Here is an 11,770-nt window from a genome sequence, read left to right as displayed (position 1 = left end):
GGCGCGACCAGCCCCCACCGGCCGGCACTATGAACTCAAGCCAGCAGCCCGGACGCCTTCCACAACCGCCGCCCCACACCCCGCAGCACACCAATGTCGTCCAAGAAATCCGTCAGCTTCTTCGACCCGCTCTGCATGACCTCCCGCCGATGCCCACTCGCCCGCACCTGAGCCACCGCCTCCGCCCGATCAAGCCCTACGTTCGTGTAGACCTCGGGGTTGACGAAGGCGATCGAGAAGATCCGCGCGAACTCCCCGGAGGTCACCCGCGTGAACTCCTGCGACCACCGCGGCGCGGTCACCATCTGCCGCCTCAACTCCTCGCGCGCGTACCGCACATGACGCGCCTCCTCGACGACATGGATCCGCGTGACCCCCCGGACCAACGGCTGCACCCGCTCATCCGGAAACGTCAACCTCTGCATCCAGTCGAGGACTTCCTCCCCGAGCAGCGTCGCCGTGAACGAACCGGGCGTCGTGGACACCGTCTTGAACAACCGCCCCAGGTTCTGATGGACCCGGCTCACCGGATACCAGGGCGTGTCCCCACGCGAGATCAATCGCGCGAACATCTTCGAGTGCCGGCACTCGTCCTCGATCTCGGTCAGCGCATAGCGCACATGCGCACTGGTCGCCGCCTTGTCGTAGATGTGCCGAACGAGCAGCTGCATCAAAATCAACTCGAACCAGATGCCCAGCGAGGCGAGCGCCGCGGCCTCGTGCTGGGAGAGCAGGATGCGCTGCTCCTCGCCCATCCGTTTCCACAGCGGGGTGCCGTACAGGGACACCAACTCCGGCGGCCAGAACCACTTGCCGTCCTCGAAGGGCGCGGCCCAGTCCAGTTCCTTGTCGGGGTCGAAGGAGTGCTTCGCGGAGGAGGCGAGCAGCCGCTCGGCGACCTGTTCACGGTCCTTGAGCAGGCCGAGCGCGTCACGCAGCCCGTCGATCGCGTCGGCTTCGGTCAGGGTCGTCATGGTTCTCCCACCTCGCGGATCGGCGTGTTACCCGGGGTCACATCCTCCGAGGTCTTATGAGACTGCTTGTCAGCAAGCTCGTCAATCCCTCCTGCGGGACTTGTTATCCGGAGGGGCGTCGGTTCGTTCGCGTGTACGGTCGGGGAGTGTCCATGCCACCACCTCCACAGCAGCCTCCGTATCCCCAACAGCCGTACGGCCAGCAGTCGTACGGTCAGCCGCCGTACGGGCAACAGCCCCAACCGCAACAGCCGTATGCGCAACAGCCCTATGCGCAACAGCCGTACGGCCAGCCGCCCGCCTCGCCGTACGGAGCGCCCTACCCGCAGCAGCCCTACGGCCAGCCTGTTCAGCCCGGTCAGCCCGGTCAGCCCTACGGCTGGGGTGCCCCTCCGCCCGTGTTCCCGCCCCCGAAGAAGCGCAGGGTCGGGCTCGTCCTCGGCGTCGTCGGTGGGGCGATCGGTGTCGGTGTGGCGACCATCGTGGCCATCGTGCTGATCGGCCAGAACGTCGACAGCGGCTTTCCCGAGGCCGACTACGAGCTGACGTTGCCCAAGACGCTGGTCGACGGCCGTTTCGAACTCGCCTCCGACCTCTCCGACACCGAGGGGCAGAAGATCGAGGAGGAGGCCGACGGCGCCTGGGACGCGAGGGACACCGTGGGTGTGGTCGGCACGTACGGCCTGAACGGTGATACGAGCAAGGGCACGCTGGCGCTCTCGGGGATGTACGGCCGGTTCAAGAACACGGACGAGGCCCGCGTCAGCATGCTGAAGGGTGCCGGCGAGGCCACCGGGGTGACCGTGGCCGTACCGCGGAAGGACTTCGCCGAAGGGGGTGTCACCATCTCCTGCGAGGTGCTCAGCCAGCAGAAGTCCGGGCTCACGCTCACCTATCCGACGTGCTCCTGGGCGGACGGCAACACCGCGGCGGCCGTCGCCTGGATGACCGCGAAGACCCTCACCCAGGACCCCGAGGACGTGGACCTGGCGCTCTCCGCGAGGATGACCCTCCAGGTCCGCTCGGAGGCCCGCAAGGCCATCCACTGACGGACCCGCTCACCCCGCCGGAGCCGTGGGGCGGTGGCCGGCCGACACCCACCACAGGGCAGCCACCGCCTCCCGCCGCACCGAACGCTCACGAACCGAGCACCGCCTCCATCACCGCCTTCGCGATCGGCGCCGCGTCCCCGCCCCCGCTGATGTCCGACCGGTCCGCCGACGCGTCCTCCACCACCACCGCGACCGCCACCTTCGGCTCGATGTCCCGCTCGCCCTGCGCCCAGGACACGAACCAGGCATAGGGTGTACCGGAGTTGCCGATGCCATGCTGTGCGGTGCCGGTCTTGCCGCCGACGGTCGCACCGGGGATCGCCGCGTTGGTGCCGGTGCCCTCGGTGACGACGTCCTCCATAAGTTCCTTCATCTGTACGGCTGTTGCCGGGTGCATCGCCTGGCGGACCGGGCGCGAACCCGCCGTCGACACCGTCTCGCCGCCCCGCCGCGTCGTCCGTTCCACCAGATACGGTTCCCGCACCTGCCCGCCGTTGGCGACCGCCGCCGCGACCATCGCCATCTGCAACGGCGTGGCCCGCGTGTTGTACTGCCCGATCGACGACAGCGCCAACTGGGCTTTGTCCAACGTGGTGTCGAAGGTGCTGGGGGAGACCGAGAACGGGATCTTCACGTAGGCGTCGTTGAAGCCGAACGCCTCCGCCGTGCCGCTCATGTCCCGCACGCCCACATCCACCCCCAGCTTCGCGAACACCGTGTTGCACGACCACTCGAAGGCCGAGCGCAGCGGCGCGTCCACGCAGCCGTCGCCCTCGTTCGTGAGCGTCGTCGAGGTGCCGGGGAGGGTGTACGGGTCGGGGGAGTTGGTCGCCGCGTCCAGGTCCGTCACCACCCCCGCGTCCAGCGCCGCCGCCGCGGTGACCACCTTGAACGTCGAACCCGGCGGATAGGTCTGCCGTACCGCCCGGTTGAGCATCGGCTTGTCCGGGTCGGCGTTCAGGCGGGCCCAACTGCGGTTCGCGGAACGGCCGTTGCCCGACAGTGACCCGGGGTCGTAGGACGGGGTCGAGACGAGGGCGAGGATGCGGCCGGTGGACGGTTCGATCGCGGCCACCGCACCCGTGCGCGTACCGAGTCCGGCGTACGCCGCCTGCTGTGCGGCCGGGTTGAGGGTGGTGACGACGTTGCCGCCGGGGTTCTGGGCGCGGGTCAGGTCGTTCCACAGGGGGAACGGCGCGAGCATCGAGTCGGTGCCGGAGAGGATGCCGTCCTCGGAGTGCTCCAGGAGCGTCGTGCCGTACTCCTGCGAGGCGAAGCCGGTGACGGGGGCGTACAACGGGCCGTTCCTGTACGTCCGTTCGTAGCGGAGCTGCTCGCCGGAGTCCCGGGAACCGGTGACCGGTTTCCCGCCGACGAGGATGGCGCCGCGTGGCTGGTCGTAACGGGCGATGGTCTGGCGGCGGTTGGCGATGTTGTCGTCGTAGGTGCGGGACTGGAAGACCTGGACGCGGGTGGCGTTCACCAGCAGGGCCAGCAGGAGCAGGGTGCAGAAGGCCGCGGCGAGGCGGATGTGGCGGGTCATGGAGTCGGTCACGCGGCCACCTCGATGTCGTACTGACGGCGGGCCGAGTCGCTCAGCCGGATCAGCAGGGCGACGATCGCCCAGTTGGTGACGACCGAGGAGCCGCCCTGGGCGAGGAACGGCATCGCCATGCCGGTCAGCGGGATCAGGCCCGTCACCCCGCCCGCGATCACGAACACCTGGAGCGCCACGATCGAGGCGAGCCCGACCGCGAGCAGCCGCCCGAAGGGGTCGCGCAGCGCCAGCCCCGCCCGGTAGCCGCGCTCCACGAGAAGGCCGTAGAGGATGAAGATCGCGGAGAGGCCGGCCAGGCCCAGTTCCTCGCCCGCTGTCGCCAGGATGAAGTCCGATTTGGCGGCGAAGCCGATGAGGATCGAGTGGCCGAGGCCGAGGCCCGTGCCGAGCATGCCGCCGGCCGCGAACGCGAAGAGGGACTGGGCGAGTTGGTTGGGGCCGTGGCCCGCGTCGATCGACGCGAAGGGGTGCAACCAGTCGAGGACGCGGCTGTGGACGTGCGGTTCGAGCCGGCCGACCGCGACCGCGCCGAGGGCCGCCAGCAGCAGGCCGACCGCGAACCAGCCGGTGCGGCCGGTGGCGACGTAGAGGAGGGTCACGAACAGGCCGAAGAAGAGGAGCGAGGTGCCCAGATCGCGTTCCAGGATCAGGACGCCGACGCTCAGCAGCCAGATCGCGACGATCGGGCCCAGCACCCGGCCGGTGGGGAGCTGGAGGCGCCACACGCGACGCCCGGCGTAGGCGAGCGCGTTGCGGTTGGCGGCGAGGTAAGCGGCGAAGAAGACCGCCAGCAGCACCTTCGCGAACTCGCCCGGCTGGATGGAGAATCCGGCGATCCGGATCCAGATCCGGGCACCGTTCACGGCCGGGAAGAGGACCGGGAGGGTGAGCAGGACGAGGGCTGCGGCCACGCACACGTAGGCGTAGCGCTGGAGGACCCGGTGGTCGCGGAGGGCGACGACCACGACGATGAAGAAGGTCACGCCCAGGGTGGACCAGACGAGTTGGGTGGGGGCGGCCCGGTCGCCGGGGGTCTCCAGATCGAGCCGGTAGATGAGCACCAGACCCAGGCCGTTGAGGAGCACCCCGATAGGGAGGAGGAGCGGGTCGGCGTACGGGGCCCGCAGCCGCACCGCGATGTGCGCGAGCAGGGCGAGCACGCCGAGCCCGGCGCCGTAGCCGGCGGCGCCGGGCGGGACCGTGCCGTTCTTGGCGAGACCGACAGCGCAGTAGCCGTACACGGAGAGAAGTACGGCCACGACGATGAGGGTGAGTTCGATGCCACGGCGCCGGGGGAGGCGTACAGCGGGTGTGGGAAGGTCCGCTGTGACGGTGGTTCCGGCGTTGGTCATGTCCGGAACTTACCCAAATGGTGCGGGTTGTGTGCCTTGGGTGATGCGTGTGTCTCGGCCGTCAGCACCAGCGGGGCGCGGGCCCGATGTTGTCGATGTAGCGCGCCGAGCCCCAGGCCCAGGTGCCGTCCGTGAGGAGGTACCAGAGCGGGTTGCCCTGGACGTTCGAGCCGCCGGTCTTGCAGAAGATCGAGACGTGCTCGCCGCGGTAGGCGTACCGGATGACCCTGCTGCCGCGGTCCGGGCGGGAACGCAGGGCGAGTTGACCGGCCGTGACGACACCGCGGTAGAGGCGCGGGTTGTCGTGGTCGCCGTGGTCGTGGTCGCCCTGGTTGTCGTGGTCACCGCGGCCGCCGAAGTTGTCGTCGTCCTGCTGGTTCCACCCACCGTCGTCCTGACGGCTGACGCCCGGGTCTTCGTCGCCCCACTCGTCATCGGCCACGGCGGGCGCAACGGCAGCGGCGGTCACCAGCGCACCAGCGGCAACCGCTATACCGATCCGGCGGAGGGAGAGGCTGAGGGACATGGGGGAACCTCCAGGGGTGGGGCGAACCTGACTTATCGCCACATTAGGAGGGGGAGGGGAGCTTCGCTCATCACGCTGGGCCACACGAGCGCCCCGGAAGGGGCGCGGGGAACTGCGCGACCAGCCCCCACCGACCCGCAGCCGACGAACTACCGCTCTCCACTCATCCGAGCGTCAACGTCGCAAGCGCCCCACCCCCATCACCGGCGTCCACATTGCTGAACTCCAGCCGAGCACCAAGTACCTCCGCCTGCCCCAACGCGATGGTCAACCCCAGCCCATGCCCCGTAGCCCCACCCTCCGTACGGAACCGCTGCGGCCCATGCTCAACCAAGTACTCCGGATACCCGTCCCCGTGATCCCGCACAGCCACCACCGCCCCCTCCACGGTCACCACAACCGGCCCCCGCCCATGCCGATACGCATTGGCGACAAGATTCCCCAGCACCCGCTCAAGCCGCCGCCGATCCGTCTCCACCCACTCATCCCGTACGACGACGACCTCCGCGTCCGCCCCCGACGCCCGCACCACCCGCTCGGCCACCGCCCCCAACCGCTCCGCGTCCAACTCCACCTTCTCCCGCCGCGTATCGAGCCGGGAGATCTCCAACAGGTCCTCCGTGAGCGTCCGCAACGCGGCCACCCGGTCCCGCACCAGCTCCGTCGGCCGCCCCGGAGGCAACAACTCGGCCGCCGCGTGCAACCCGGTCAACGGCGTACGCAACTCGTGCGCCACATCCGCCGTGAACCGCTGCTCGCTCAGCAACTTCCCCTGCAACGAGGACGCCATCGTGTCCAGCGCGGCGGCCACCGCGGCCACCTCGTCCTGAGGCAGGGTCGCGTCCTTCGTCCGGGGATCGTCCACCCGCGCGTCCAGGTCACCCGCGCTGATCCGCCGGGCGACCTGCGCCGTCCCGTGCAACCGCCGGGTCACCCGGGTCACCGCGAACGCGCCGACCAGCAGCGTCGCCCCGATCGCCAGCGCCGAGGACCAGACGATCGCCCGGTCGAGTCCGGCGATGGTGTCGGCGCCCTGCGAGTAGTCGACGGCCACGGCGAGCACCCGGTCGCCGGAGGCCGGTCCCGCCGCCCACATCGTGGGGTGCCCCCGGCGTTTGCCGACCATCGTGCCGCGCTCCCCGGCCGCCGCCAACTGCCGTAGCGGCAGGGGCATTTCCTCGGGATCGACGCCGGCGCCGTGCACGAGGGAGTCCCCGGCCTCGTACTGCGTCGTCGCCTCCTTCAGCCGTGACAGCGCGAGGTCGCGGGCCTGGCCGACGGTCCGGTCGGTCACCGAGACATGGACGAGTACGCCGAGCAGGGCGGCCAGCGCGCAGCACATCACGGTGATGAACACGGCGGCCTTGAAGGCGAGGGTCCCGGTCCACCGGGGCAGCGCGAGCCGCGTCACGGCGTCGCCGCGGAGGTGGGCACCGGCGTCGCGCGGCGCACCCCGTGCTTACGGCCGCCCGTGCGCAGGAACTCGTCGTGCGTCAGCAGCATCGCCTTCTGGTCCGCGTCCCAGGTCCACTGCACGCGGTACTCGTACCCCGCGAGCTCGGACGGCGAGCGGATGATCACCGAACGCCCGGCCAGTTCGACCCCGCTCACGGCGTCGTCGTTGGCCATGACCTGCACGAGCCGGTGCTTCTCGACGGTGTAGACGCGCACGGCGGTCATCTTGGTCGGCAGCAGCCGGAACCCGAGGGTGAGGTCGTCGCGCCCGTCGCCGGTGAGGTCGCGGTAGTAGGGCTTGAGGACGGGACAGGCGCTACGGTCCCCATCCTTCTCCTTCTCGCAGTCGCCGATCCGCTCGGCGGTCCCCCGATACGGCGCCTTGGAGCCGCCGTAGTCACTCGGGTTCGCGGCGATCTCGGCGCGTACGACGGCGATCGGGTCCACCTCGCGAATGTCGTCGCCGGGGACGGTGACGCCCTTCACGGTCTCCGTGTCCGCCTCGTCGAAGTCGTAGGCGGGGGAGGCGGCGGGCGACAGATTCGGCCAAAGCTTGGCGGGGCTGGTCGCTGTCGGGGTCGCCCCCGCGCCTTGCAGTGCGCCGGTGTCACCGCAGGCCACCGCGGTCGCGAGCAGCAGAGCGACGGCGGCGGTGGTGCGGGCGGCACGGGTGGCGCGCACGGGGCGACGGGGTGGCACTGCTCTCCTGCGGGGGCGCTGGTGTGGGACCCGTACACCCTATTCGTAGGGAAGTCCTTTTTGTTCATATGTGCGGGTGGGTTGAGGGAACGATTACTCGCCTACTCGCCTACTCGCCTACTCGCCTACTCGGCCAGCTCCTCCAGCAGCCGGGCCGTGGACAGTCCGGTGCGCAGATACGCGACGAACAGTTCGTTGTGCAGTGCCCACGGGGACCGGCGGGAACGGATCAGCCGAATCGCCTCCTCCGTGGAGTACCCGCGGCGGACCAGCGCATGGGCGACGACCAGGCCCGACCTGTTGTAACCGGAGTAGCAGCGGACGAGTACCTTCCGCCCCTCCTCCAGCGCGTCACAGGCGGCGACGGCCAGCCGCATCACGCCGGCCAGCTGCGTCCCGTCCAGCGGCCCGTCCGGAATCGGCCACACATGGTGCTCGACACCGGGGTCGGGCCCGTGCCCGGGCAGCCGTAGCAGCGTCTGTACGAGATCGAACTCGTCCCGCACCACCGCGAACTCCAGTTGCCCCGAGCGCCCCCTGAACTCGTGACCGCCCATCCACAGACCGGGCGTGATCTCGCTCCACGGACTGTCCGGAGCGGGTACGTCGGGTTGCTTCCTGCGCGTCCGCAACGGCGCCTCCCCAAGCCCCAGCGACTGACCCAAAGGTAACCGGGTTCTTGCCCCTTGAGCACCCCGCCTGTTCCCATGGTCGAGGGGTGATGACGCATGAGCGGACTACGCGTCGTACCGACCTGGCGCCATGGTCAGGAACGGCTGTACGTCTGTCACACGGACGGAAGGAACGTCGCCTGGTACGACAGGGAGGCGGCCCGGATCAATCTGCTGAGCGAGGACCGCAGAGAGGACGTCCTGCACGCCCTCGGCCCCTTCCTCACCGGCCCGGTCACGGTGGGCCCACCACCGGTACCGACCGCCGCGGAACTGGCCCGACTGACCCTCCACCCCGACGACGACCTGGCCCCCAACCGCCCCGGCGAGGCCCTCCACGTGGCCCTCGACCGCGACCCGGGCCCCCAACACCGCCTCCGCCCGGACGCCCGCCGCCGCGCCCTGACCGCGGAACAGGCGGTGGGCATGGCCCTGGACGACCTCGACGGCGCGGGCTGGCACACCCTCCACTCCATCCCCCTCCCCGGCGGCGACCGCCTCCACCACCTGCTGATCGGCCCCGGCGGCCTCTTCGCCCTGCACACGCTCTACGCCCGCAAACAACGCGTCCAGATCACCGACCCCATGGTCACCCTGGGCCGCCGAGACCCCCTCCCCCTGCTCCGCCGCGCCCGCTCCGACGCGGCCCGAGCGTCGTACGCGCTGACGGCCGAGGTCCACCCGGTCCTCGCCCTGTCCGGCCCGGCGGACGTCAGGGTGATGACTCCGCTGCGCGAGGTCCGCGTACTCCAGGACACGGAACTGTCCGGACTGGCAAGGACGGGCGGGGTGTTGAAGCCGGCGGATGTGGAGGCGCTGCACGCGATGGCGAGGGATCGGCATACGTGGGGGAGGGTATGAAGGGATAGGCGGAACGGGGCGGGACGGGACGAGTGGCGTCAGGGCAGGGTTCCCGCTCGTCCGGCGTCGAGCAACGGTTCCAGCAGATCGCCGTACTCGAGCAGCCGCACCTCCAACTCCCTTGCCGTGAAAGTGAGTTGATCCGGGTCCCCGTACGTCGACACCTCCGCCCACGTCACCGGTGCCGACACACACTCCGCCGCCCGTGCCCGCAACGTATAGGGCGCGGCCGTGGTCTTCCGTGCGGCGTTCTGACTCCAGTCGACGAACACCTTCCCCGCCCGCAGACTCCGCGTCATCCGGTGCACGACAAGGTGAGGAAGATCCGCCTCCGCCGCCACGGCCAACGCCTTCGCGTACTCGACGGCCCGCTCCGAAGACACCGGCGTCAGCCCCGCCAGCACATGCAACCCCTTCGCCCCGGACGTCTTGACGTACGCCTCGATCCCGTCCGCCGCGAGCCGCTCCCGCAGCCACACCGCAACCTCACAGCACTCCACGACGGTCGCGGGCGCCCCCGGATCAAGGTCGAAGACGAGCCGGTCGGCTAGGCCGGGCGCCCCGATCACCCACTGCGGCGTATGAAACTCGGTGACGAGATTCGCCGCCCACATCAGGGACGCCAGATCCTGCACGAGCACCATCCGCGCCGGCCCCTCCGACCGGGGCACTTCCGCGGTGGTGACCCAGTCGGGCGTACCGGGCGGCACGTTCTTGGTGAAGAACATCTGCCCCTCGGGCCCGTCCGGGTACCGCAGAAAGGACACCGGCCGGTCGCGCAGATGGGGCAGCAGAACCTCGGCGGTGGTCGCGTAGTAGTGCAGGACCTCGCCCTTGGTGAAGCCGGTCGCCGGGTACAGCACCTTGTCCAGGTTGCTGAGCGCGACCCTTCGCCCCTCCACCTCTGTGATCGGCGTCATACGATGAGAATCCCACGGAAACGTGATGAACCGGACGCGAGCCGGAATCGCGATTCGGAACCGTAAGGCGGAATCGCGAGCCGGAATCGGAAGGCGGGTGCGGCAGGTGCGATCCATATGGAACGGCGCCATCTCCTTCGGCCTGGTCAGCATCCCGATCAAGCTGGTGAACGCGACCGAGAGCCACTCCGTCTCCTTCCGCCAGATCCACACCGAGGACGGCGGCCGCATCCGGTACCGCAAGGTCTGCGAACTGGAGGACCGAGAGGTCGCCCAGGCCGAGATCGGCAAGGCGTACGAGGACGCGGACGGCACGATGATCCCGATCACGGACGAGGACCTGGCCCAGCTGCCGATCCCGACGGCGAAGACGATCGAGATCGTGGCGTTCGTGCCGGCCGACCGGATCGACCCGCTCCAGATGGACGCGGCGTACTACCTCTCCGCGAACGGCGTCCCCGCGGCCAAGCCGTACACCCTGCTGCGCGAGGCGCTGAAGCGCAGCCAGAAGGTGGCCATCGCGAAGTACGCGCTGCGGGGCCGGGAACGCCTCGGCATGCTGCGCGTGGTGGACGACGTGATCGCCATGCACGGCCTGCTCTGGCCGGACGAGATCCGCGTCCCCGAGGGCGTCGCCCCCGACACGAACGTCACCGTCCGGGACAAGGAACTCGACCTCGCGGACGCCCTGATGGACACGCTGGGCGAGGTCGACCTCGCGGACCTCCACGACGACTACCGCGAGGCGGTGGAGGAAATGATCACCGCGAAGGCTTCCGGCGAACACCCCGCTACGTCCCCGTCCCCGGCCCCCGGCGCGAAGGTCCTGGACCTGATGGCGGCCCTGGAGAAAAGCGTCCGAGAGGCGAAGGAATCGCGCGGCGAGGAACCGGACGCCAAGGAAACGGACGGTACGGAAACGGGAGCGAAGGCCGAGGTCAGACGCATCTCACCCCGAGCAACCCCCAAGCAGACCCCCGGCAAGAAGTCGACCTCCACGGCAACGAAGAAGACGACAACGGCAAAGAAGTCCCAGTCCCAGCGCCAGTCCGAGTCCCCGGCATCGGCATCGGCGTCGGCGTCGGCGAAGAAGTCGACGCGGACGACCAAAAAGACGACGGCGACCAAGTCCACCACGACGGCGAAGAAGTCCCCGGCAAAGAAGGCGACTCCCCGCAAGCGAACGGCCTGAGCGGACCCACTTGGCCCATGAAATCGGCGTGTGCCTACCCAACTCCTGTTCCTGTGCGGGACGTTCGCCGATGGCGACGCGGAGATCGAGCATGTTCCGCTGGGCCCCGATCATGGCAAGCGGCGGGGCCCAGCGGGTCGCCCAGGTTGGTCATCGGCCTACGGACGCGGGGCGCACCAACCCGTGTGACTGCCGCCTTGGCCATTGGAGTAGTCGTACAGCTGGAAGTAGAAGTACGAGCTGGTGATGGGACCGAAACGGCCGTCCACCGTCAGCACCTTGCGGCGATGGCACGGGTAAGAACTTCGATGGCATGGATGACCTTCCGAACTCTCGGCGATTCTTGCGTGCTGCGTGCTGCGTGCTGCGTCCTGTGGCGGTCAGGGGGCGAGGAGAGCAGGAACCAGGCCACACAGACCGCTGCCTCGCAGGCCTGACCGACCATCACGTCCTGCTCCAACTCCCCGCCCCGGGCCCGTCGTAGCCCACGGACTCCTGCCGGGATCCCCG

At 69.6% G+C, this 11,770-nt stretch carries 11 protein-coding genes; 3 read left to right on the top strand and 8 right to left on the bottom strand.

Annotated features, from left to right (window positions below; genetic code table 11):
• Nucleotides 1–35: 35 nt before the first annotated feature.
• On the bottom strand, nucleotides 36–974 hold the full coding sequence (locus SPR02S_RS17070; protein WP_019058198.1) for an AurF N-oxygenase family protein: 939 nt from the start codon (nucleotides 972–974) through the stop codon (nucleotides 36–38).
• A 152-nt stretch (nucleotides 975–1,126) separates the two neighbouring features.
• On the opposite strand from SPR02S_RS17070, the gene SPR02S_RS17065 reads away from it, so the two are divergent.
• Nucleotides 1,127–2,023, top strand: a complete 897-nt coding sequence (locus SPR02S_RS17065) for a hypothetical protein (RefSeq protein WP_245607569.1) — start codon at nucleotides 1,127–1,129, stop codon at nucleotides 2,021–2,023.
• Nucleotides 2,024–2,111: 88 nt separating this feature from the next.
• Here the strand turns inward: SPR02S_RS17065 and SPR02S_RS17060 are convergent, their stop codons facing one another.
• From SPR02S_RS17060 to SPR02S_RS17035, 6 genes are all read right to left on the bottom strand, one after another.
• Nucleotides 2,112–3,569: a penicillin-binding transpeptidase domain-containing protein gene (locus SPR02S_RS17060; RefSeq protein WP_043258333.1), complete on the bottom strand. Its 1,458-nt coding sequence runs from the start codon at nucleotides 3,567–3,569 to the stop codon at nucleotides 2,112–2,114.
• An 8-nt stretch (nucleotides 3,570–3,577) separates the two neighbouring features.
• Nucleotides 3,578–4,936 (bottom strand): FtsW/RodA/SpoVE family cell cycle protein, encoded by a 1,359-nt coding sequence (locus tag SPR02S_RS17055; RefSeq protein WP_019058195.1) that lies wholly within the window; start codon nucleotides 4,934–4,936, stop codon nucleotides 3,578–3,580.
• Between the two features lie 61 nt (nucleotides 4,937–4,997).
• Nucleotides 4,998–5,462, bottom strand: a complete 465-nt coding sequence (locus SPR02S_RS17050; RefSeq protein ID WP_019058194.1) for an SH3 domain-containing protein — start codon at nucleotides 5,460–5,462, stop codon at nucleotides 4,998–5,000.
• Nucleotides 5,463–5,625: 163 nt separating this feature from the next.
• Nucleotides 5,626–6,873: an ATP-binding protein gene (locus SPR02S_RS17045; RefSeq protein WP_019058193.1), complete on the bottom strand. Its 1,248-nt coding sequence runs from the start codon at nucleotides 6,871–6,873 to the stop codon at nucleotides 5,626–5,628.
• Complete coding sequence (locus SPR02S_RS17040) at nucleotides 6,870–7,598, bottom strand: hypothetical protein (protein ID WP_019058192.1); 729 nt, start codon at nucleotides 7,596–7,598, stop codon at nucleotides 6,870–6,872. The genes SPR02S_RS17045 and SPR02S_RS17040 overlap by 4 nt, the downstream gene beginning before the upstream one ends.
• Before the next feature lie 143 nt (nucleotides 7,599–7,741).
• Nucleotides 7,742–8,248, bottom strand: coding sequence for a protein-tyrosine phosphatase family protein (locus tag SPR02S_RS17035; RefSeq protein ID WP_026150624.1), 507 nt, complete (start codon nucleotides 8,246–8,248; stop codon nucleotides 7,742–7,744).
• Nucleotides 8,249–8,344: 96 nt separating this feature from the next.
• Here SPR02S_RS17035 and SPR02S_RS17030 point away from each other — a divergent pair, with 96 nt between their 5' ends.
• On the top strand, nucleotides 8,345–9,148 hold the full coding sequence (locus SPR02S_RS17030; RefSeq protein ID WP_019058190.1) for a nuclease-related domain-containing protein: 804 nt from the start codon (nucleotides 8,345–8,347) through the stop codon (nucleotides 9,146–9,148).
• 38 nt (nucleotides 9,149–9,186) lie between these two features.
• Here SPR02S_RS17030 and ligD read toward each other — a convergent pair whose 3' ends face one another.
• Nucleotides 9,187–10,068, bottom strand: a complete 882-nt coding sequence (ligD, locus tag SPR02S_RS17025; protein WP_019058189.1) for a non-homologous end-joining DNA ligase — start codon at nucleotides 10,066–10,068, stop codon at nucleotides 9,187–9,189.
• A gap of 106 nt (nucleotides 10,069–10,174) precedes the next feature.
• Here ligD and ku point away from each other — a divergent pair, with 106 nt between their 5' ends.
• Nucleotides 10,175–11,260, top strand: a complete 1,086-nt coding sequence (gene ku, locus SPR02S_RS17020; protein WP_444545438.1) for a non-homologous end joining protein Ku — start codon at nucleotides 10,175–10,177, stop codon at nucleotides 11,258–11,260.
• The last annotated feature ends 510 nt before the right edge of the window (nucleotides 11,261–11,770 follow it).

It is taken from the genome of Streptomyces prunicolor NBRC 13075 (genome assembly GCF_000367365.1).
GTDB classification, from domain to species: domain Bacteria; phylum Actinomycetota; class Actinomycetes; order Streptomycetales; family Streptomycetaceae; genus Streptomyces; species Streptomyces prunicolor.
The sequence above is the reverse complement of the archived record's forward strand: the minus strand, read 5'-3'. Positions and strand labels throughout refer to the sequence as shown.